Here is a 21,213-nt window from a genome sequence, read left to right as displayed (position 1 = left end):
GGCCCTCCGCTCTCCGGCGCGCCGTGAAACAGGGTCGGCAACAGCGACATCGCGGCGGCCTTCCAGGGTAGATTCAATTCTGTTGGCGGTCGTTGCCGGGCCGATCCGTGTCGACGCCGACGTTCGGCCGCCGCGTATTGCTCAAAAGTAGCCAGCTTGTGTGCAATGAGGGAGGTGACGTCGATGCCGTCAACGGTCGCATCCCTGTGGTACGTCGACGCCCCCGATCCGGTGGCCGTGCTGCGCGCGCATCCCGGACCCGATCCGGACGCGGCCTTCGCGCTCGCCAGACAACTCAACCCCGACCGCGACGTGGTCCCGGCCGCCTCCGGCACCATGAAGGTGTGGGCCGGGCCCGATCCCGAATCCGTCTATATCGGTTGCTATCCCGGCGTCACCGTCGTCTGCTCCAATCAGGCCGCGCTGCCGCGCCCGACCAAACTGCCGGAGCTGCTGGTCCGCCCGCTCGCCTCCGAGCACACCTTCCTCGTCTCCTACGACCTGTCGCTGGGCTGGGGCGCGTTCGCGGAATGGGAGCGCGGCGAATTCCGTCGCTCCTTCAGCGCCACCCGGGTCAATATCCTCGAGGACGAGGGCATGCCGCGGGTGTGGGAGCGGCCCTACTGGGCGGGTGAGCATCCCATCGAACTCGTGCCGGGGGAGCTGCCCGACCCGCAGCTGCTGCCCTTCGACCCGCCGGACTTCGCCGATGCCGCCAATCGCCAGTGGCTCGGATTCGGCTATCGCGGCAAGGATTCCGGGGAGGATCTGACCGCCGACCAGATCGAGGTGTGCGGCTTCTCGCTGTTCCCGAAGGGGGAGGCGCCCAAGGCGGAGTCCACGCCCGAACCGCGGATCGAGACCAACGGCAAGCGCGGTCTGCTGCGCTGGCTGCGCGGCCGCGACCGGGTGTCGTAGGGCGGTCGGGCGGTGTCGACGCCTATCAGACGGTGTCGACACCTATCGGAAGGACGGAGAGCAGCAGGATGACCCAGGCCAGCAGCACCCCGGCGGCCAGCCCCATGATCACCCAGCGCGTCACCGGCGCGTAGCGCCAGCGCCAGGCGGTCGGCGCCGCACCGCCCACCGCGATCAGGTTGACCGCCACCGACAGCGTCCAATGGATCTGGGCCAGCGCCGCCCCGAAGGCGTACACGCCCGTGGTCGTCAACGCGGCCACCAGCACCGCCACGGCGATACCGGCCGCCCACGGGGTGGGCTCGGAGTAACCGTATCCGTACGGTCCGTCGGGCGGATGGCTCACTGGGCTCGCACTCTCTCGTAGAAGGCCATGGCGGCTGCAGTCGCCACATTAAGCGAATCGGTGCCCGGCGTCATCGGGATGCGGGCCCGAATGTCGCTGGCCCGCATGGTGTCCTCGGTGAGCCCGGGGCCCTCCGCGCCGAGCAGCAGGGCCACCTTGTCGCCGGTCATGGCGGCGGCGAGGGTGTCGGCCTTGGGATTCGGGGTGAGCGCGATGATCTGGAAGCCGTTGTCGCGCAGGATGTCCAGTCCCTGCGGGAACGGCGGCAGCTGCGCGAACGGGACGCGCAGCACATGTCCCATCGACACCCGCACGGCCCGCCGGTACAGCGGATCGGAGCAGCGATCGCCGAACAGCACGGCGTCCGCGCCCAATCCGGCGGCATTGCGGAAGATCGACCCGATGTTCTCGTGATCGTTCACGCCCTCCAGGACCGCCACCGTGCGCGCCTGCGCGAGCACCTCGTCCGCGCTCAGTTCCCGCGGCCGATACGCACCGGCCAGCACCCCTCGATTCAAATGGAATCCCACCACCTGAGCCATCACATCGGCGCTGGCCCGGTAGTAAGGAATATCGACTCCGACCAGCTGCTCGGCGAGCTGTTCATATCGCTTCGCGACCCCGAACAATGCGAAGGGCGTGAATCGTGACGCCAGCATGCGTTCCACGACCACCGTGCCCTCGGCGATCACCAAACCCTTGCCTCCCGGCAGGTCGGGACGCCGATCCGCATTATTGAGGTCACGGAAATCGGCAACCCTCTGATCGTCGGGATCGTCGATATCGATTACTTCGGCCACGCTGCCATTTTCGCCTCCGGTGCGGGCGGCGGAATGCGCGGGGCATAGGGTGAGCAACGATCCCGATCCCCTAATCGAAGAGGACAACCCATGAGCAACAAGCCGGAAATCGAGTTCCAGGACGGCCCCGCCCCCGCCGAGCTCGTGATCAAGGACCTCGTCGTGGGTGAGGGCGCGGAAGCCAAGCCCGGCGACACCGTCGATGTCCACTACGTGGGCGTCGAGTACGACACCGGCGATCAGTTCGACGCCTCCTGGGATCGCGGTGAGTCCATCACCTTCCCGCTGCGCGGCCTGATCCAGGGCTGGCAGGACGGCATTCCGGGTATGAAGGTCGGCGGTCGTCGCCAGCTCACCATCCCGGCGAAGCTGGCCTACGGCGAGGCCGGCGGCCACCCGCTGTCGGGTAAGACCCTGGTCTTCGTCATCGATCTCCTGGACGTCCTGAACTGACGTTCGTCCGATCGATCAAAAACAAAATGCCCGCCGCGCTTTTCAGTGCGGCGGGCATCGTTGTTCCGGATCAGACCTTGACGACGATGGTGCCGATGATCTTGTCGGCGAAGGTCTGGCGCTTGGCGTCCCAGATCGGCCAGAGCCAGCCGAGATAGCACGCGATGCTGTCGACGAAGTGGCAGATCTGGCGGACGAACGACATGCCGAACCCGATGAACTGGCCGTCGGCTTCGCGAATCAGGCTGATGCCCAGCATCTTCTTCCCGGGCGTCTGGCCGCGCGTGCCCTCCAGATAGATGAAGTACAGGCGGCCGACGAGCGCGATGAGCGCGCCGATGACGATGAGCGCGAGCCCGGCGCCGGACAGCCCACCCGAACAGGAGGTGCTGTAGGAGGTGTCGGTCTGGTCGGTGGTGCAGTCGGCGTTCTTGAACCCGACGGCGAAGCCGATGCCGTAGAAGATCGCCGCGGGCACCCCGACGATCAGCGCGTCGATCAGCGTCGCCCCGACTCGCGCGCCCCAACTGGCATAGGGCGGTTGCGGATAGGCGGCGTAGCCGTAGCCGCCGGGCTGTCCGGGATATCCCCCGGGCATCGGCTGCTGCCCGTATCCGGAGGGTGGCGGCTGCTGCCCGTATCCGGGCGGTGGCTGCTGACCGTAGCTCGGCTGTTGCGGCTGCTGACGGTAGGGATCGTTGTCGTAAGTCATCGGATCCTCCCCTGGGGGATGCGGGGGTATTGCCCCCCGCATTGTCTCCCGAACTACGAACCTACGACGGCATTCATGATGGTTCCGGCGCTGGTGGCGGTCGCGCCGCCGAGCATCGCGTTGGCGACCATCTTGGGCGAGGCCGAACCGCCGCCCCACTTCTCCCAGGCGAAGCGGCCGCCGCCGTAGGTGATGGCCGCGATGCCCGACATCTGGGTGAACCAGGTGAAGTAGCGGAACATCTTCATCATCTTGTCGGCCATGGGCGGGGTTTCCGCGCTGGGATTGCCAATCTGGGCGAGAACCGTGCCGTACATGTCGTGCGCGGCCATCAGCATGCTCACGATCGTTTCCTCTCCGGTACCGGGGCGCTGGGTGAAGCCAGGGATCGGATAGAGCGGACGAGATTCCGAAACGGTTCGATTAGAGCAATTCGGGCACAGTCTAACCGGGTGAACCGCCGATCGTTGCCGATTGTTTGCGAACGTTATTTGCGAACAATGTCCACCGGGTCGGTCAGAGCCGCCGAAATGGTCGCCTGCTGCGGCACTCCCAGCTGGGGGAGTGAACCAAGTGCCTGATTTGTCTGGTTGCCCAGGGTTTTCGTGACCGCCTGCAATTGGGTGACACCGCCCGTCAGCGCCTGCATGGCGGTGATCAGCTGAGTGCCCGCCTGATCGGCGATGGCCGGAATCTGCTGGGCCAGCGACGCGCCCTGATTCAACTGGACGCTCGCATCGTTCAATTTGGCCGCGGCGTCGCGCAGCAGCTGCCCGACCTTCGTGTCCGGAGTGACTTGCGTGCCGGTCAGTTTGGCGAAGCCGCTCAGCTGGGTATTGGCCTGGTTGGCGACGTTCTGCAGACCCTGCAGCTGGGTGATCACACTCGCCACCTGAGGATCATTGGCGAACGGCAGCGCCTGCAGCAGCGGCACCACGAGATTGAGCCCGTTGGAGAGGATCTCCGCCGACTGGGCCACCTGGCCCATGGTCACACCGGTCGAATCCAGAGCCGTGGCAAGCTGATTCGCCTGCGTCGTCGCGGCGGAGAGCGTGGAGTTCAGGGCGTCGATGCCCGAAGTCAGCTGTCCCGCACCGGCTTTGGCCTGATTCAGGAAGTCCATCATCTGATCCGCGCCGCCCGAGAACTGCGACGCGCCGTCCGCGGCGGCCTGCACGCCCGCGCTCAGCAGCTGCGAGGTCCCGGCGATTCCCGACACCTGCAGGCGCGCGGTGTTCATGGTCGAGAACATGGTGTCCAGCCCCGCCGCGCTGATCTTCTTGGTCACCTCGTTCACCGCGTCATTGACCAGGTTGGCGTCCGCGCGAGCGTGTGTGGCCACGGTGACCTGCGCCTTCACCGGCTTGTCGGTCGCCAGCGACTTGATGTCGGTGGTGAGATCGGCGGGCAGCGTGATGACGGCGGCGTAATCCTTGGTGTCGGCCTCGGCGACCACGTCCCAGTGCCGGATACCGCTGTCGGCCAGCTCCTTGGCGATGCGCGCACCCACCGGACCGCTGTCGTCGTTGACCAGCGCCACCCCCGACGGCGCCGAGCGCAGTCGCAGGACACTGAAGGTGCCCGCGGTGACCGCGGCGGCGAGCAGCAGGACGATCAGGACCCAGCGGGTGCGTTTTCCGAACACACTGGAGACCGTAGAGGTCCCCCATGGCGCTACCTCTGATGGATGTCTGAGAGTTCGGTAAAGACCGGTCGATCCGGAAGTTCCAGCACCAGGCGCGCGCCGCCCAGCCTGCTGTCCTCGAAATACGCGCGACCACCGTGCAATTGGGCCTGCTGCGCGACCAGCGCCAACCCCAGCCCGGAGCCGCCCTTGGCCGCCCGGCTGCCCCGGACGAAACGCTGGAACACCGCCTCCCGCTCCTCGGCGGGCAGACCACGGCCGTTGTCGTCGACGGCGATCACGATGAACCCGGTGGGGTAGCGGTGCGCGGACACCACCGCCTCGGTGGCCCCGCCGTGCTTGGCCGAATTGGTGAGCGCGTTGTCCACCGCCAGCCGCAGCCCGGTGGGCAGGCCGCGGGTGACCAGTTCGGTATCGGTGTCGATGTACACCTTCAGCTGCGGGAAGTGCCGCATGGCGTCGTGCGCGGCGGTGTCACAGAGTTCGGCCACATCGGTGACCACGTGATCGCGCGCATTGGTGAGATCGCCCGCGGCCAGCCGTTCCAGCGCGGCCAGGGTGGTTTCCACCCGGTTCTGCCCGCGCTGCAGGTCGGTGAGGATCTCCCGGCGCTGGTCCTCGCTCAGGTCCAGGGTGCTCAGTACTTCCAGGTCGGTGCGCATGGCGGTCAGCGGGGTGCGCAGTTCGTGCGCGGACACCGCGGCGAAATCGCGAGCGGTCTCGAGCGCGGCGGCGGTCTCGGCCTGCGCGGTGTCCAGGCGCTCGAACATGGTGTTGACGGCCTCGGCCAGCTTGTCGGCCTCCTTGACCCCCGAACCCGCCACGGGCAGCGGGGTACTCGGCCCGCCGGTGGGTCGGCGGCGGTCCACCTCTTTGGTGAGCTGGACGATGGGCCGGACCGCGCGCCCGCCGAGGAGCCAACCGAGCCCGGCCGAGGCGGTCACCGCGAGCGCTGCCGCCAGGTACACCCACTGCCGCTGATCGTGGATGGTCTTCTCGGTCTGATTGGTCGGAATGCCCAGGGACACCACCTGTCCCGCCGGCTGCTTCTCGGTGGTGGTGAGCACGCGGTAGGTGTTGCCGTCGACCGTCACGGTGGCATTGCCGACCGGCATCGGCGGCAGTCGCACCGGTGTGCTGGTCAGTGAGCCGTCCGCGGTGCGCACGGTCAGCACCATTTCCTTGTTGGGAGCGAGGATGTCGACCACATTGACCGCGAAGACCGGCTCGATGAGGACCAGCCGTGACACCATCGACAACTGCTGATCGGCCTGCGCCAGATTGCTGCGGCCGATCGCGTAGATGGTGATCCAGCTGAGAATCGCCACGATGATGGTCGCGCCCAGGGCGGCCGCGGCGGCGACGCGCGCCCGCAGCGTGTAGGACCAGCGGCGGCCGGCGCTTCCGCCAGATCTCGTGAGAGCGCCTGCCGCCCAGCTCATTTAGGCGCCCGCAGTACGAATCCCACACCGCGGATGGTGTGCAGCAGACGCGGGGTGCCGTCGATCTCGAGCTTGCGGCGCAGATAGCCGACGAAGACGTCCACCACATTGGTGTCGGCCGCGAAGTCGTAGCCCCACACCAGTTCCAGCAGCCGCTCGCGGCTCAGCACCACGCCCGCGCTGCGCGCCAGCGTCGAGAGCAGCTCGAATTCCCTTTTGGTGAGCTCGATCTCGGTGCCGTTCAGCAGCGCGCGGTATCCGGCCACATCGACTTCCAAGGGCCCCACGGTGATCGCACCCGGAATGGCGGAGGCGGGCGCGTCGGTGCGGCGGCGCAGCAGCGCCTTGATGCGGGCGACCAGTTCGGCGAGCACGAACGGCTTCACCAGATAGTCGTCGGCCCCCGACTCCAGCCCGGCGATCCGGTCGTCGACCGAACTGCGCGCCGACAGCACGCAGATCGGCACCTCGTTGCCCATCGCGCGCAGCGCGGTGACCACGCCCGCACCGTCGAGCACGGGCATGTTCATATCGAGAACGACCGCATCGGGGGCGGATTCGTTGACGCTGCGCAGTGCGGCAGCGCCGTCCCGGGCGATGACCACCCGGAAACCGGACAAACGGAGCCCGCGCTCGACAGAGGCGAGAACATCCTCGTCGTCGTCGACAACAAGGACAGTGGGTAGCTCACCGCGTTCGGCCACGGACTCCATTTTGGCAGCCGTTACCTCAGTAGTTGTGGCAGGAGTCGGCGACCTGCTGGATGGCGGCGGCGATTCCACCGGCGCGCGGGTCGGACGCGGCCTGGTTGGCGGCGTCCGGGTTGTCCTTCAGGTACTGGTCGAGCTGGGCCTGGCGCTGCTCGGGCGACTGCTCGAACTCGGCCTTCAGCTGGGCCTTGGTGTCGGGGTTCGCGTCCAACATCGAGGCCAGCGCCGGGGCCTTGTCGTGCAGGGCCGCGTCGACCTGAGCGAAGGTGCAGGTCGAGTTGAGGAGCGGCGCGACCAGATCCGTGGGGGACGCGGAGGCGGTGGCGGGCGCGAGGGCGAGAGCCACGGCGGCGACCGCACCGGCTCCGAACAGCACACCAGCGCGGCGATTACGGATGAAGCTCATTCATCAGCCTTTCCCGGGTTCAGGCTGCGGATCTGACGATCCGCGCCCGCACGACGCTAAACCACCCGGTTGGGACGGCAATGAACCATCTCTGAGAAATCCTTGAGGCCGCGCCCGCCTCGCCGCCTCCCTCCGTCATTCCGGCGCGCTTTTGGCCGAAATCCATGCTGCCGAGGGCGGATCCCGGCCGAACCATGCCGGGATGACGAATGCGGCTAGCCCGAGACGGCCGAATCACCGCTCGTGGTGGCCGGATCCACGCCCCGATCCAGGGTCGCCGGATCGATCCGGTGAATCGGCATGGTAGCCGCCGCAGCGGCCTCGGCCGCGGCGATGCGCTCCTTGTCCTCCATGAGGGTGACCGCGTCGCGGATCTGCTTCTCCAGGGTCGGCAGCATCGCGGCGTCGTCGATGGTGGGCGGCACCTCGAAGGAATCGCCCGCGGCGATCTGACGCATGGTGCGGCGCAGGATCTTTCCCGACCGGGTCTTGGGCAGGGCGGTCACCGCGACCACGTCGTACAGGGTGGCGATGGCGCCGACGCGCTCGCGCACCCGCTCGATGATCTCGGCGCGCAGCCGCTCGGGCTCGATGTCGACGCCGGCCTTGAGCACCACGTAACCGATGGGCCGCTGGCCCTTCAGTTCGTCGGGGATGCCGACCACCGCGGTCTCGGCCACCAGCGGATGCCCGGCGATGGCCGCCTCGATGCCGCCCGCCGACAGCCGGTGGCCCGCCATATTGATGACGTCGTCGCTGCGGCCCAGGACGAACAGGTAGCCGTCCTCGTCGAAGAAGCCGGAGTCGCCGGTCAGATAGTGGCCCGGATAGGCGGAGAGATAGGAGCGTTCGTAGCGGGCGTCGTCGCGCCACAGCGTGGTCAGCGTCCCGGGCGGCAGCGGCAGCCCGATGACGATGTTTCCTTCTGTATTGGGGGCGACCGCGTTGCCCTCCGAGTCCAGCACCCGCAGCCGGTAGCCGGGCACCGGCATCGAGGCCGAACCGGGCTTGATCGGAAGCTGCTGCAGCCCGAGCGGATTGGCGCAGATGGGCCAGCCGGTCTCGGTCTGCCACCAGTGGTCCACCACCGGGCAGTCGGGATGCTCGGCCAGCAGCGTCTCCACCGACCATTCGTAGGTGGCCGGATCCAGTCGCTCACCCGCGCAGAACAGCGCGCGCAGCGAGGACAGGTCGTGCCGGTGCGCGGCCGCGGCGTCGGGATCCGCGCGGCGGATGGCGCGCAGTGCGGTCGGTGCGGTGAACATCACGTCCACCTTGTATTCGTCGACCAATCGCCAGAAGGTGCCCGCGTCCGGGGTCCCGATCGGCTTGCCCTCGTAGAGGATCGTGGTCGCCCCGACCAGCAGGGGCGCGTAGACGATATAGGAATGCCCCACCACCCAGCCGATATCGGAGGTGGTGAGCATGGTCTGCCCGGCGCCGACCTCGTAGATATTGCGCATGGACCAGGCCAGCGCGACCGCGTGCCCGCCGTTGTCGCGCACCACGCCCTTGGGTTTCCCGGTGGTGCCCGAGGTGTAGAGGATGTAGAGCGGATCGGTCGCGGCCACCGAGACCGGGTCGGCCGGTTCGGCCCCGACCTGCGCCTCGTCCCAGTCGACCCAGCGGGCGACGACGGACTCCGAGGAGGCGGGCAGGTGCTCGGTGGCCTCCTGCGAGGCCGGAAAACGAATGGTGGGGAAGCCTTCTCGCTGCTTGACCAGCACGGTGCGGGGCGCGGTGGTGGCGGCCAGGTCGAGGGCGGCCAGCACGATGGGCGGGTATTCGATGCGGCGTCCGGGCTCGAGTCCGCCCGAGGCGGTGATAATCAGCACAGGCTCGGCGTCGTCGATGCGCGCGGCCAGTTCGTGGGCGGCGAACCCGCCGAAGACCACCGAGTGCACAGCCCCGATGCGGGCGCAGGCGAGCATGGCCACAACGGCTTCCGGAATCATCGGCATGTATATGACGACTCGATCACCGGTCTTGACGCCCAATCGGAGCATGGATCCGGCGAATCGGGCGACTTCGTCCAGCAACTCCCGATATGTGTAGATCCGCCTGGACCCGGTCATAGCCGAGTCGTATATTAGGGCCGGTTGATCGGCGCGACCCCCCTCCTGACCGCCCGAAGGGCCGTCCGAGGGTGTGATCTCGCGCACATGACGATCCAGTGCGTTGTAGGAGGTGTTGAGGCGAGCGTCGGGAAACCAGCGCGCCGTCGGACGGGCCGCGGTATCGAGAATCTGGGTGGGAGGCACATCCCAGCTGATGGCTTCGGCCGCGGTACGCCAGAACTCCGAGGGATCGACCAGGCTCAGCTGATACGCCGGTCGGTACTCCTGCTTCGCGTTCAACCCGGTGACTCCCTAGCTCCGCCTTGTGTCCTTGAGATGCGCTGAGATGCCCGCCTCGATAGATCAGCCTGATTGTGGCAGACTTCACGCGACGTCCGGGCGGACGCCGCGACCTTTGATTTTGCCTGCAAACGGCAGGTCAGGGACCGGTGGTTGCCAAGAGGTCACACAAGAAGTTATTGATCCGTTAGAATCGCATGTCACATATTTCGGCCGTCATGGACGCAATTTCTCGGCCAGCCGCAGTTCTCGGCCAGCGATGCCTGTCGAGCCCAGCGTGCGATCGCGGAGGCTCGCTGATGGCGCGTGGCTGGGGCCAGTTTGGAAAGTGAGTGGGAGATGCGTGACGCCGCTAGGTCCGGCAGCAATAAGCGCTGGGCGCTGAGCAACTGGGACCTGCGATGGAAGGTGACGGCGGTCCTCGCCGTGCCGCTGTTGGTCGCCGTTGTGCTGGGAGCGTCCAGGATTTCGGCGGAGTTCGCCGATTCGAGCCGGCTCTCGACGGCGACCGACCACGTCGGGGTGATCCCGGCGATCACCGGTCTCAGTGCTGACGCGGCGCAGGTCGCGGGTGGACAGATGGTCATGCTGGGCCCGACCCAGTCGCTGACCTCCGATCCCGAGCTCGCGCAGTTGGACACGGCGATCTCCTTCGCGGAGAAGGCTTCCTCGCGGTTGAGCGACATCCCCAGCGCCCGGCAGGCGCTGGACGACATGATCACCGGCGCCAAGGCGATCCGGGCGCAGGGCCTGGCCCCGTCGAAGTCGATTCCGGACAGCGTCACCCAGGTCGAGCGGATCCGTGGCAACAGCGTCAAGACCGTGGAGAACATCGTCTCCACCGTCGCCGACAAGAGTGTGGACCAGTCCAAGCTGCGCCTGGTCGACTCGCTGAACTCGCGCTGGATGCTGTTCAACGAGGTCGCCGGCATGGCCGAGGCCCTACGCAACAACCCGAAGGATGGCCTCAAGGACATCCAGATCGGCGTCAACACCGAGCGGCAGATGCTGGCCGTGCTGGCGCACCGCTTCCCGGACGGCGACCCGATCATCGCCGACCTACAACGCGGCGCCGACACCCGCGTGCAGCTGGTCAACGGACCGCAGGCACAGGCCGGTCAGCTGCCGGTCGCCGAGTTGAAGGACTCGCTGGTCGCGAGCATCAACAGCTATCAGACCATCGCCACCAACTCGACCAAGGACATCGTGTCCCGAGTCGACGACCTGGCCTCGAGCGCCCGTTCCGGCGCCATCCGCTACTCGATCATCGTCATCGCCACCATCCTCGGCGCCATGGCGCTGGCCGTGTTGATCGCGCGCGCGATGATCGTCCCGCTGCGCCGTCTGCGCCTGGCCGCCCTGCGCGTCGCCGAATACGACCTCGGCCAGGAAGTTTCCTCGCTGCGTGACGGCGCCGACCCCGAAGACGTTCCGCTGGAACCGATGCCGGTGCACACCGATGAGGAGATCGGTCAGCTCGCCCGCGCCGTCGACGACATCCACGGTCAGGCGCTGCGCCTGGCCGCCGACCAGGCCGCCATGCGTACCCAGGTCAACGACATGTTCGAGACCCTGGCGCGACGCTCGAAGTCCCTTGTCGACCATCAGCTCTCGCTCATCGAGGCGATGGAGTACGACGAGAAGGACCCGCGCCTGCTCGAGAACCTCTTCCGCCTCGACCACCTCGCCGCCCGTATGCGGCGTAATGGCGACAACCTGCTCATTCTGGCCGGCACCAAGCAGCGCCGGACCAAGTCCGCGCCGGTCGAGATCGCCGACGTGCTGCGCGCCGCCATCTCCGAGGTGGAGGACTACGAACGCGTCAAGCTGGGCGCGACCCCGCGCGGCGCCCTGGTCGAACCCGCCGCCTCCGACCTCGCGCACCTGTTCGCCGAGCTCCTGGACAACGCGCTGCGCGCCTCTCCGCCGGAGACCGACGTCAAGTTCACCTTCGCCCAGGCCCACGATCAGGGTCTGCTGATCGAGGTCGCCGACCGCGGTATCGGTATGCCCCCGGCCGAAATGGCCGAGATCAACCGGCGATTGGAGGCCGTGGCCGAGGTCGGCCCGGACACCGCGCGCCACATGGGTCTGTTCGTGGTCGGCCGCCTGGCCGAGCGCCACGGCCTGACCGTGCGCCTGCGCCCGACCTTCGACACCGCCCGGGACCCGGGCGTGACCGTCACCGTGCACGTGCCCAAGCCACTGATCGTCACGGCGGGCGGGGCCATCTCGGTGCCGCCGCAGCCGCAGGACACGCCGCAGCGTCCGCAGCCGGCTCCGGCCGCCGCGCCGCAGGGCGCGGGCAACCAGGCCGGTGCGCCGTCCTCCATGCAGATGCGCGCGGTCACCCGCACGGCGACCGGCAATGTCATGGTCACCGTGGATCCGGGTGTGAGCGGGCCGATTCCGGCGGGCGCGGGGGCCGGTTCCGGCGCCGCGCCGACGCCGGCCGCGGCCAGCGCCGCCACCGGTCTGCCCACCCGGCAGCCGGGCGCGCAGGTGCCCGGTGGTCTGCCGGTGCGCCAGCCGGGCGTGAACGGGCCCACCGTCAAGCACACCGTCTCCGCGCCCGGGGGTGCCCCGGGCGGTGCGAGACCCGGCGGACTACCCCAGCGGGATCCGGGTGCGCACGGCCCGGCCGCGCCCTCGGCTCAGCCGGGTGCGAATCTGCCGCAGCGCGGCCAGGGCGATGCCCCGGCGCAGCCGCGGGGCGGTCTCGCCGCCAATATGCTGAAGCGTCAGGGTGCTCCGGGCGGCATGCCGCCGCGGCCGGGTGCGCCGGGCGAGCCGGGTGCCGCGCAGCGCGGGCCGGGACAGTTTGGGGGGACAGCGCAGGGAGGTGGAGCGACGCAGCCGGGTCAGTCCGGTGCGATGCCGCAGCGCAATCCCTCGGTCGGTTTGCCGCAGCGGGATTCGGCCTCGGGCGGGTTGCCGCCGCGGGAGCCGGGTGCCGGTGGTCTGCCCGTGCGTCAGCCGGGCACCAATGGTGCGCCGGGCCGCGAGTCCGGTCTGGGCCAGCCGCAGCGGTCCGCCTCGGGCGGTCTGCCGCAGCGCGAGCCTGGTACCAACGGTGCGCCGCAGCGTGAGTCCGGACTGGGCCAGCCGCAACGGGATTCGGGCGCTACTCGTCGTGAGCCGCTCGCCGGTGGTCAGCCGCCGCGCGATGCCGCTCCCGGTGGTCTGCCCCAGCGCGGTGATGCCGCTCCGGGTGGTCTGCCCCAGCGCGGTGATGCCGCTCCCGGTGGTCTGCCGCAGCGTGGCGATGCCGCCTCGGGTGGTCTGCCGCGGCGTGAGCCGGGCGCGAACGGTGCGCCGTCGCAGCGCGGTGCGGGTGCGCCGGGGCAGCGCGGTGCGGCGCAGCAGGATTCGGACAAGCCGGGCTTGCCGCAGCGGGACGCGATTCCGCCGCGCGACGGCGGTCTGCCGCAGCGTGGGCCGGGCGGCCTGCCGCAGCGGGACGCGGGCAATGGTCTCCCGCAGCGGGAATCGTCGGGTGGGTTGCCGCAGCGCGGTGCCCCGGGTGCCGATGCCCTGTCGGGTGGCCTGACGCAGCGTGATCCGGCCGCGGGCGGTCAAGCGCTGGGAGGTGGAGCGGCGCAGCGTGGTCCGGGCGGTCTGCCGCAGCGGGACGCGGGCAATGGTCTGCCACAGCGGGAATCGACCGGTGGTCTGCCGCAGCGCGGTGCCGCGAAGCCGGATCCGCTCTCGGACCCGCTGCCGCCGCAACGGGATCCGCTGTCCCAGCGCGATCCGCTCGGTGGCCCGCTGCCTACGCGGGATCCGCTCGGGGGCGGCACGCCGCAAGCGCTGGGAGGCGGAGCGACGCAGCGTGGCGCGACCGGTCTGCCGCAACGGGATCCGGGCGCCGTGCTCCCGCAGCGTCCGTCCCCGATTCCGGGTGTCGGCCTGCCGCAGAACGGCACCGAGGGTGTCAAGGAGCCAGGACGCCACAGCTTCCGTTCCAACCCCACGAAGGCGGCCTCGTTCTTCCAGTCGCGGCTGCAGCCCGCCGACGCGGGAGCCGACCCCATCATGGGCGGCACGCCGATTTTCGCCGAGATGATGTCGGCGTGGCTTTCGGATCCGAATGCCGACCGGTCCCAAGTGGCCGCTTCCTTCGAATCACCGGGTGACGAGGGCTGGGTGGCCGCACGGCGTGCCATCGAGACCACGCCGGACAAGCGCACCGCGGCCGGTCTGCCGCAGCGTGATCCGGGTAACCGACTTGTGCCCGGCGGTGTCAACGGAAACGCTGACAAGGCGGCCCACCGAGACCCAGAATCCATCAGGTCAAGTCTGAGTCGTCACCAGCAGGGCGTCCGGGATGGCCGCGCGATGAAAGCTATGAACCTAACCGGAGATAAAGGAGACCGATGAACCCCGATCTAGGTGGTACGAAGCGTCAGCTGGATTGGCTGGTTTCGAACTTCGCCAATGAGGTTCCCGGCGTTGCGCACGCGGTCCTGGTATCCGCTGACGGCCTGCTGATGGCCGCGAGTGCGCAGCTGCCCGTGGACCGTGCCGAACAGCTGTCCGCGGTGACCGCGGGGCTCGCGAGCCTCTCGGTGGGTGTGTCGAACTTGTTCGAGGGCGGCACCGTGTTGCAGTCGGTGGTCGAGATGGAACACGGCTACCTGCTGCTCATGGCGGTCGGCGATGGCTCTTACCTTGCGGTGCTGACGAATACGTCGTGCGACATCGGCCAGGTGGGCTACGAGATGGCGTTGTTGGTCGAGCGAGTGGGCCAGACGGTGCAGGCCACACCTCGCGTCACGATGGGTTCCTGATGGCGGGATGGACATAGACAACGAACGCGTTGGGAGCGCCGAACCGAGCTTGGTTCGCCCCTATTCACTGACGGCCGGTCGCACCCGGCCGAAGGTGGAGCTCGCCTTGGAGGCGCTCGTCGCATCGCATCCGGTCGCCCTCGAGCGGCAGTTCGAACTCACCAATATCGAGACGTCAATCGTGGAGTTGTGCAGAGAATCGCCGTCGGTCGCCGAGGTGGCCGCGCGTCTGGGCATCCCGCTCGGTGTGGCGCGGGTGCTGGTCGCCGACCTCATCGATGCCGGCCATGTGCGGGTATCGGCGACTTTGAAAGACGATTCCAGCGACGATGAACGTCGCGAGCTGATCGAAAGGGTTCTCAGTGGACTCCGGCGTATTTGATTCGACGACACAGGTCGACACGCGCACCAGCAAGCCCACGTCGGCCAAGATCGTCGTGGCCGGTGGTTTCGGTGTCGGCAAGACCACCCTGGTCGGTGCTGTGTCGGAGATCGTTCCGCTGCGCACCGAGGCTTTGGTGACCAATGCCAGTGTGGGCGTGGACTCCCTGACCGGGGTCCCGTCGAAGGCCACCACCACGGTGGCCATGGACTTCGGCCGTATCAGCCTGGCCGATGACCTGGTGCTGTATCTGTTCGGTACGCCGGGCCAGTACCGCTTCTGGTTCATGTGGGACGACCTGATCAAGGGCGCCATCGGCGCGGTGGTGCTGGTCGACACCCGCCGGTTGGAGGACAGTTTCGCCGCCGTCGACTACTTCGAGGCGCGCAACCTACCCTTCCTGGTGGCCATCAACGAATTCGATGATGCGCCACGGTATCCGGTCGAGGACATTCGCCAGGCTCTCGCGGTGCCGGCGGACGTGCCGATCCTCTCCATCGATGCTCGTCGCCGGGAGCCGGTGAAGGGCGCGCTGGTCGCGGTCACCGAATACGCACTGCGCAAGGTAGTCCAGGGCTACTGACACACCCGGCCACCGCCGTCGGCCGTAGCCGCGACGGTGCCGGTTAAGCTCGCGCCCGTGAAGACCTCGGCGCGGGAGCTGCTCGGCGAATTGCTCGATCCCGGTTCCTTCGTGAGCTGGGATCGGCCACCGGTCGACGTACCGGCATCGCCGGAGTATCGCCGTGAGTTGCTTTCTGCTGCGGCAACGGCGGGTATCGATGAAGCGGTGCTCACCGGGGAGGGGTTGCTGCGCGGACGGCGGGTCGCCGTGATCGCGTGCGAATTCGCGTTTCTCGCGGGGTCGATCGGCGTCGCCGCGGCCGAGCGCATCGTGACGGCGGTGGAGCGCGCGACCGAGCTGGGTCTGCCGCTGCTCGCCTCGCCCACCTCCGGCGGTACCCGAATGCAGGAGGGCACAGTCGCTTTCGTGCAGATGGTGAAGGTCGCCGGGGCCATCGCGACGCACAAGGCGGCAGGGCATCCGTATCTGGTGTATCTGCGCGATCCGACCATGGGTGGGGTGTTCGCCTCGTGGGGATCGTTGGGGCACATGACTTTCGCCGAACCGGGCGCGCTGGTCGGCTTTCTGGGGCCGCGAGTGTACAAGGCGCTCTACGGCAAGAAGTTCCCCGACGGCGTGCAGACGGCCGAAAACCTTTACCGCAACGGGGTTATCGACGGTGTGGTGCCCGTGCGGGTCTTCCGTCGCATCGTGCACCGGACCCTCGCCGTCCTCTGCGATGCTCCCGCGCCGCTGCCTCGAAACGTCAGCGACGCAACGCCGCCCGGCCGGGGATCGTTCCTCGCCGGTCCTCAGGAGCGCGGCGGCCTCGCCGTGCTCGACACCCCCGAGGTGCACGCCTGGCAGACCGTGCTGATCTCGCGGCGGGCCGATCGCCCGGGCATTCGTGAGCTGCTGCGGCACGTCACCGACCGAGTTCCGTTGTCCGGCACCGGACAAGGCGAACTGGACCGGACCGTGGTGCACGCGCTGGCGCGCTTCCGCGGTCAGCCGTGCGTGGTCTTCGGCCACGATCGCGCGGGCCAGTCGCCCGAGCACACCATGGGTCCGGCGGCCCTGCGGGAAGCGCGGCGCAGTATGGCGTTGGCCGCCGAGCTGCGCGTGCCGCTGGTCCTGGTGATCGACACCGCGGGCGCGGCGCTGTCGCGCGAGGCGGAGGAGCGCGGCCTGGCTCCCGAGATCGCGCGCTGTCTGGCCGATCTCGTCACGCTGGACACGCCCACGGTCTCGGTGCTGCTGGGCCAGGGCAGCGGTGGCGGCGCGCTGGCCCTGTTGCCCGCCGACCGCGTGCTGGCGGCCGCCAATGGCTGGCTGGCCCCGCTGCCGCCGGAGGGGGCCAGCGCCATCGTGTACCGCGATACCGGGCACGCCCCGCACGTGGCCGCCGCCCAGCGGATTCGTGCGGTGGACATGGAGGCGGACGGCATCGTCGACCGCATCGTCCACGAATATCCGGACGCCGCCGAGGAACCGGTGGACTTCGCCTTGCGAATGGTGGAGGCGATCGCCGAGGAGCTGGCCGGGCTGACGGCGCTGCCGATGGCGAAGCTCCGCGAGCAGCGACATCGGCGTTATCGGCGCTTGGGTCTTCCGTCCTGATCAGGTGAGATCGCTGGCGTGCTGAGAATTAACTGGCTTGTCTGATTTGCTACGGTCGGAATGGTGACGTACCGCAGTGAGACCAGCGCGATCCCCGCGATCGTCCTGGGTGACGGACAGATCATGCCGAAGCTCGGGTTCGGTGTGTACAAGATTGCCGGGGATGAGGCTGCCGGCACCATTTCGACGGCCCTCGAGCTCGGGTACCGCAGTCTCGACACCGCCTCCTTCTACGGCAACGAGGAGGAAGTGGGCCGGGCCGTGCGGGAGTCCGGGCTGCCGCGCGATGAGGTCTTCGTCACCACCAAGCTGTGGAACGCCGACCACGGATACGACGCGGCCATGCGCGCCTTCGACGCCAGCGCGAAGCGGCTGGGTCTGGACACCATCGATCTGTATCTCATCCACTGGCCGCTGCCGTCGGCCGATCTGTACGTCGACACCTTCCGGGCGTTGCAGGCGCTCAAGCGGCAGGGGCGGGTGGTCTCGATCGGCGTCTCCAATTTCACGCGGGCGCATCTGGAACGGGTGATCGGGGAGACGGGGGAGGTCCCGGCCGTCAATCAGGTTGAGCTGCACCCGTATTACGCGCAGTCGGAGCTGCGGGCCTTCCACGCCGCGCACGGCATCGTGACCGAGGCGTGGAGTCCGCTGGGGCGCGGGGCCGAGTTCAACGACTCGGTGATCATCGCGCTGGCCGACAAGCTCGGGCGCACTCCGGCGCAGATCATCCTGCGCTGGCACATGCAGCTCGGGAATGTGGCCATTCCGAAGTCCATGACGCCCGCGCGTATGGCGGAGAACCTGGCGGTGTTCGACTTCGAGCTCACCGGGCGGGAGATGACCCAGATCGCCGGGATCGACAAGAACGCGCGGCAGGGCGCGGATCCCGACCTGATGGATATGGACGCGCCCGCCTGATATGGCCGACCCCGCCGGCGTTCACTCCGCCGCGTGCGTGGGCATGCCCAGGTAGGAGGTCAGTTCGACGGCGGCCGCGCGGCCCGCGCGGTTCGCGCCGATGGTGCTGGCGGAGGGGCCGTAGCCGATCAGGTGGATGCGCGGATCGGCGTCGACCTGGGTGGCCAGGCGGCCGGCCATCTTGATGCCGCCGCCCGGCCCGCGTAGTCGCAGCGGGGCCAGATGGTCGAGGGAGCTGCGGAATCCGGTGGCCCACAGGATGACGTCGGCGCGCTGGAAAGTGCCGTCCGCCCAACGGATTCCGTCGGGTTCGATGCGGTCGAACATGGGGTGACGCTCCAGCACGCCCCGGGCCTGCATGGCCTTCACCCGCGGATCCTCCCGCAGCCCGGTCACCGAGACCACCGAGCCGGGCGGAAGTCCGCGCCGCACACGGTCTTCCACCATGGCCACGGCCGCGCGGCCGTCCTCGGGCGCGAATTGCCCTCGGCGGAAGACGGGTTCGCGCCGGGTCACCCAGGTGGTGTCGGTCACCTGCGAAATCTCGTCCAGCAGTTGGATGGCGGTGATGCCGCCGCCCACCACGACCACGTGCTTGCCGTCGAACTCCATGGCGGTGCGGTAGTCGTGGGCGTGCAGCTGGCGGCCCGCGAAGGTCTCCGCGCCCCGGTAATAGGGAATGAACGGCTTGTCCCAGGTGCCGGTGGCGTTCACCAGTCCCCGCACCTTCACGGCCTCGCCCGGCTTGAGCTCGGCGTGCAGCAGCCCGTCGACCTCCTGATTCGGGCAGGTGAGCGAGGTGGCGCGGTCGCACACCACGGTCACCGACACCGGCCGGTGCACCCGCAGGTCGAAGCGCTTCTCGTAGAGCTCGAAGTAGTGCGGCACGGCCGTGGCGGCCTGCGCGTTCTCCGAGCCCCCGGGCAGGGTCTCCTCGAAGGACATGCCCGGCAGGTCGTGCACCCGGTTGACGGTGCTCAATGTCAGTGACGGCCAACGGAACTGCCACGCGCCGCCGGCGGCGGGGTAGTGGTCGACGATCAGGAAATCCCGCTCCGGCCGTAATCCGAGGCGGTGCAGGTGGTAGCCGACCGACAATCCGGCCTGCCCCGCCCCGATCACAAGGATGTCGACATCGGGTGTTGCAGTCACGGACCCGACGGTACGCCCACTTAGAGTGAAGGCCGATCATGTAAGTAGCGCAGGTGAGTTGCACAGTGGGGAAGGGACAGATGCTGGAAGTCAGCCGCGATGGCGAGGTCGTGACCATCGAACTGCAGCGTCCGGATCGCCGGAACGCCCTGAACGAGGAGCTCATCGGCCTGCTGCGGGCAGCACTCGAGGAGGCCGCGACCTCGGCGCGGGTGATCGTGCTGACCGGCCAGGGACCGATCTTCAGCGCCGGCGCGGATCTGGACGGGGTGTATTCGGACCGTTTCCTCAACGGTCTGATGGGCATGCTGCGCACCATCGAGACCATTCCGGTGCCGGTGATCGCGGCGATCAACGGCGGGGCGCTGGGCGCGGGGGTGCAGCTATCGCTGGCGTCGGACCTACGGGTCATGACGCCGGACTCGTTCATCGCCGTTCCGGCCGCGAAACTCGGTATCTCCGTTGACCGTTGGACCGTGCGGCGGCTGTCGAACCTGATCGGACCCGGTCCGGCGCGCACCATTCTGCTGGGCGCGGAGCGGGTCTCGGCCGCGGACGCCTACACCTTCGGCTTCGCCAACAAGATCGGCACGCTGGCCGACGCACAGGCCTGGGCCAAGCAGATCGCCGAGCTCGCGCCGCTGTCGCTGCGGCACATGAAGCTGGTCTTCAACGACGACGACACCCGCGGCCCCGACACCGCCGAGCAGTCCGCGGCCCTGGACGCGGCGTGGCAGAGCGACGACGCGCAGGAGGCGCGCGCGGCGCGCCAGCAGAAGCGGCCCGCGAAGTTCGAGGGCCGATGAACGGGCAGCGCGCGACCGCGAAGACGCGGAAACTGGTAGGTATGGCTGCGGGTGCATTCGGTATTTCCTGGTTGGTCCGGGCGGCGTGGGGGATTCCCTCCGCCATGGGCGCGTCCATCTCCGCGATCGCGCCGACCGCGCACGGGTCGGCGTCCTATCGCAATCGGCAGTTCCACAACACGGAGCCGAGCAGTCAGATCACCGGTTCCCCGGTCGAGCTGATGTATCAGCTGGTCACCCAGCGCAACAACGGCCGCCCGCCGGGCGAGATCCCGCTGGTGACGCCCGAGCTGCCCGCGCAGGCCGCGGATCTGGCGGTCACCTGGTACGGGCACGCCACCTGCCTGATGGAGGTGGACGGCTATCGGGTGCTGGCCGATCCGGTGTGGAGCGAACGGGTTTCGCCGTCGCCGCTGATCGGTCCGGCCCGGCTGCATCCGGTGCCCTCGCCGCTGGCGGCGTTGCCGCCGCTGGACGCGGTGCTCATCTCGCACGACCACTACGACCACCTCGATCGCGACACCGTGATCGGCCTGGTGGACAGCCAGGACTGCGTGTTCATCGTGCCGATCGGCATCGGCGCGCATCTGCGGCACTGGGACGTGCCCGAACAGCGCATCGTCGAATTGGATTGGGCGGCATCGGTTTCGCTGTCCGAGCTGGAGCGCGATCACGGTGACGGCACCGATCTGGTGATCACCTGCGCGGAGGCCCGGCACTTCTCCGGCCGCGGTCTGGTGCGCAATACGACGCTGTGGGCATCCTGGTCCATCGCCGGTCCCACCCGGCGCGTCTACTTCGGCGGCGACACCGGCTACACCAAGGCGTTCGCGGAGGCGGGCGCGCGGCTGGGCCCGTTCGACCTGACGTTGCTGCCCATCGGGGCCTACGACCGGCACTGGCCCGATGTGCACATGAACCCCGAGGAGGCGGTGCGCTCCCACGCCGATCTGTGTGTCGGCGATCCGGAGTACGGACTGCTGGTGCCGATCCACTGGGCCACCTTCAATCTGGCCTTCCACGGCTGGTCGGAGCCGGTGCGGCGGCTGGCGGACGCGGCGCGCGAGGCGGGGACACGCATCGCCGTGCCGAAGCCCGGGCAGCGGATAGACGCGATTGCCCAGCCACCACGCGAGACGTGGTGGGAAGATGTTTGCCAATAATGGACCGAGATTGAAGGAGCAGTGC

At 68.6% G+C, this 21,213-nt stretch carries 20 protein-coding genes; 10 read left to right on the top strand and 10 right to left on the bottom strand.

Annotated elements, in window-relative coordinates:
* Positions 1–183: 183 nt before the first annotated feature.
* Complete coding sequence (locus tag GPX89_RS18195) at positions 184–918, top strand: DUF6928 family protein (protein WP_157388759.1); 735 nt, start codon at positions 184–186, stop codon at positions 916–918.
* Positions 919–943: 25 nt separating this feature from the next.
* Here GPX89_RS18195 and GPX89_RS18190 read toward each other — a convergent pair whose 3' ends face one another.
* The gene (locus GPX89_RS18190; RefSeq protein ID WP_328601957.1) at positions 944–1,264 is read right to left on the bottom strand and encodes a DUF2537 domain-containing protein; all 321 of its coding nucleotides are present in this window, start codon (positions 1,262–1,264) and stop codon (positions 944–946) included.
* Positions 1,261–2,064 carry a TrmH family RNA methyltransferase gene (locus tag GPX89_RS18185; RefSeq protein WP_328601956.1) on the bottom strand — a complete coding sequence of 268 codons (804 nt, stop codon included), beginning with the start codon at positions 2,062–2,064 and terminating at the stop codon, positions 1,261–1,263. The genes GPX89_RS18190 and GPX89_RS18185 overlap by 4 nt, the downstream gene beginning before the upstream one ends.
* A gap of 90 nt (positions 2,065–2,154) precedes the next feature.
* On the opposite strand from GPX89_RS18185, the gene GPX89_RS18180 reads away from it, so the two are divergent.
* Positions 2,155–2,517: an FKBP-type peptidyl-prolyl cis-trans isomerase gene (locus GPX89_RS18180; protein ID WP_157388756.1), complete on the top strand. Its 363-nt coding sequence runs from the start codon at positions 2,155–2,157 to the stop codon at positions 2,515–2,517.
* A 70-nt stretch (positions 2,518–2,587) separates the two neighbouring features.
* Here GPX89_RS18180 and GPX89_RS18175 read toward each other — a convergent pair whose 3' ends face one another.
* From GPX89_RS18175 to GPX89_RS18145, 7 genes are all read right to left on the bottom strand, one after another.
* A complete protein-coding gene (locus tag GPX89_RS18175) occupies positions 2,588–3,229 on the bottom strand; it encodes an RDD family protein (protein ID WP_157388754.1) in 642 nt (213 codons plus the stop codon).
* A gap of 53 nt (positions 3,230–3,282) precedes the next feature.
* A complete protein-coding gene (locus GPX89_RS18170) occupies positions 3,283–3,567 on the bottom strand; it encodes a hypothetical protein (RefSeq protein ID WP_157389149.1) in 285 nt (94 codons plus the stop codon).
* Positions 3,568–3,716: 149 nt separating this feature from the next.
* A complete protein-coding gene (locus GPX89_RS18165; protein WP_328601955.1) occupies positions 3,717–4,874 on the bottom strand; it encodes a YhgE/Pip domain-containing protein in 1,158 nt (385 codons plus the stop codon).
* Positions 4,875–4,903: 29 nt separating this feature from the next.
* Complete coding sequence (locus GPX89_RS18160) at positions 4,904–6,316, bottom strand: HAMP domain-containing sensor histidine kinase (RefSeq protein WP_157388752.1); 1,413 nt, start codon at positions 6,314–6,316, stop codon at positions 4,904–4,906.
* Positions 6,313–7,020, bottom strand: coding sequence for a response regulator transcription factor (locus GPX89_RS18155; RefSeq protein ID WP_407939410.1), 708 nt, complete (start codon positions 7,018–7,020; stop codon positions 6,313–6,315). The genes GPX89_RS18160 and GPX89_RS18155 overlap by 4 nt, the downstream gene beginning before the upstream one ends.
* 25 nt (positions 7,021–7,045) lie before the next feature.
* On the bottom strand, positions 7,046–7,432 hold the full coding sequence (locus GPX89_RS18150) for a hemophore-related protein (RefSeq protein WP_157388748.1): 387 nt from the start codon (positions 7,430–7,432) through the stop codon (positions 7,046–7,048).
* Between the two features lie 215 nt (positions 7,433–7,647).
* Positions 7,648–9,789: an AMP-binding protein gene (locus GPX89_RS18145; protein WP_157388746.1), complete on the bottom strand. Its 2,142-nt coding sequence runs from the start codon at positions 9,787–9,789 to the stop codon at positions 7,648–7,650.
* A 339-nt stretch (positions 9,790–10,128) separates the two neighbouring features.
* Between GPX89_RS18145 and GPX89_RS18140 the strand changes: the two genes are divergently transcribed.
* From GPX89_RS18140 to GPX89_RS18115, 6 genes are all read left to right on the top strand, one after another.
* A complete protein-coding gene (locus tag GPX89_RS18140) occupies positions 10,129–14,169 on the top strand; it encodes an ATP-binding protein (protein WP_157388745.1) in 4,041 nt (1,346 codons plus the stop codon).
* Positions 14,166–14,579, top strand: a complete 414-nt coding sequence (locus GPX89_RS18135; RefSeq protein WP_029930951.1) for a roadblock/LC7 domain-containing protein — start codon at positions 14,166–14,168, stop codon at positions 14,577–14,579. Before GPX89_RS18140 ends, GPX89_RS18135 begins: the two co-directional genes overlap by 4 nt.
* A 7-nt stretch (positions 14,580–14,586) precedes the next feature.
* Complete coding sequence (locus GPX89_RS18130) at positions 14,587–14,961, top strand: DUF742 domain-containing protein (RefSeq protein WP_033085504.1); 375 nt, start codon at positions 14,587–14,589, stop codon at positions 14,959–14,961.
* A complete protein-coding gene (locus GPX89_RS18125) occupies positions 14,942–15,544 on the top strand; it encodes a GTP-binding protein (protein ID WP_172416781.1) in 603 nt (200 codons plus the stop codon). The genes GPX89_RS18130 and GPX89_RS18125 overlap by 20 nt, the downstream gene beginning before the upstream one ends.
* Before the next feature lie 57 nt (positions 15,545–15,601).
* The gene (locus tag GPX89_RS18120) at positions 15,602–17,146 is read left to right on the top strand and encodes a carboxyl transferase domain-containing protein (RefSeq protein WP_328601954.1); all 1,545 of its coding nucleotides are present in this window, start codon (positions 15,602–15,604) and stop codon (positions 17,144–17,146) included.
* 63 nt (positions 17,147–17,209) lie between these two features.
* Positions 17,210–18,067 carry an aldo/keto reductase gene (locus GPX89_RS18115; protein ID WP_328601953.1) on the top strand — a complete coding sequence of 286 codons (858 nt, stop codon included), beginning with the start codon at positions 17,210–17,212 and terminating at the stop codon, positions 18,065–18,067.
* 21 nt (positions 18,068–18,088) lie between these two features.
* Here GPX89_RS18115 and GPX89_RS18110 read toward each other — a convergent pair whose 3' ends face one another.
* The gene (locus tag GPX89_RS18110; protein WP_328601952.1) at positions 18,089–19,219 is read right to left on the bottom strand and encodes an FAD-dependent oxidoreductase; all 1,131 of its coding nucleotides are present in this window, start codon (positions 19,217–19,219) and stop codon (positions 18,089–18,091) included.
* Between the two features lie 80 nt (positions 19,220–19,299).
* On the opposite strand from GPX89_RS18110, the gene GPX89_RS18105 reads away from it, so the two are divergent.
* Both GPX89_RS18105 and GPX89_RS18100 read left to right on the top strand, forming a co-directional pair.
* Entirely contained in the window at positions 19,300–20,025 is a 726-nt protein-coding gene (locus GPX89_RS18105) for an enoyl-CoA hydratase (protein ID WP_157388742.1), read from the top strand.
* 41 nt (positions 20,026–20,066) lie between these two features.
* Positions 20,067–21,188, top strand: coding sequence for an MBL fold metallo-hydrolase (locus GPX89_RS18100; RefSeq protein ID WP_157388740.1), 1,122 nt, complete (start codon positions 20,067–20,069; stop codon positions 21,186–21,188).
* Positions 21,189–21,213: the final 25 nt, after the last annotated feature.

This window comes from Nocardia terrae (assembly GCF_009760405.1).
Classification (GTDB): domain Bacteria; phylum Actinomycetota; class Actinomycetes; order Mycobacteriales; family Mycobacteriaceae; genus Nocardia; species Nocardia terrae.
The sequence above is the reverse complement of the archived record's forward strand: the minus strand, read 5'-3'. Positions and strand labels throughout refer to the sequence as shown.

Bases quoted from the DNA above. Each gene is read 5' to 3' on its own strand.
- GPX89_RS18180 (WP_157388756.1), top strand. From the start codon at position 2,155: ATGAGCAACAAGCCGGAAATCGAGTTCCAGGACGGCCCCGCCCCCGCC.
- GPX89_RS18105 (WP_157388742.1), top strand. From the start codon at position 19,300: ATGCTGGAAGTCAGCCGCGATGGCGAGGTCGTGACCATCGAACTGCAG.
- GPX89_RS18160 (WP_157388752.1), bottom strand. From the start codon at position 6,316: ATGAGCTGGGCGGCAGGCGCTCTCACGAGATCTGGCGGAAGCGCCGGC.
- GPX89_RS18195 (WP_157388759.1), top strand. From the start codon at position 184: ATGCCGTCAACGGTCGCATCCCTGTGGTACGTCGACGCCCCCGATCCG.
- GPX89_RS18130 (WP_033085504.1), top strand. From the start codon at position 14,587: ATGGACATAGACAACGAACGCGTTGGGAGCGCCGAACCGAGCTTGGTT.
- GPX89_RS18175 (WP_157388754.1), bottom strand. From the start codon at position 3,229: ATGACTTACGACAACGATCCCTACCGTCAGCAGCCGCAACAGCCGAGC.
- GPX89_RS18100 (WP_157388740.1), top strand. From the start codon at position 20,067: ATGGCTGCGGGTGCATTCGGTATTTCCTGGTTGGTCCGGGCGGCGTGG.
- GPX89_RS18140 (WP_157388745.1), top strand. From the start codon at position 10,129: ATGCGTGACGCCGCTAGGTCCGGCAGCAATAAGCGCTGGGCGCTGAGC.
- GPX89_RS18135 (WP_029930951.1), top strand. From the start codon at position 14,166: ATGAACCCCGATCTAGGTGGTACGAAGCGTCAGCTGGATTGGCTGGTT.
- GPX89_RS18170 (WP_157389149.1), bottom strand. From the start codon at position 3,567: ATGCTGATGGCCGCGCACGACATGTACGGCACGGTTCTCGCCCAGATT.
- GPX89_RS18150 (WP_157388748.1), bottom strand. From the start codon at position 7,432: ATGAGCTTCATCCGTAATCGCCGCGCTGGTGTGCTGTTCGGAGCCGGT.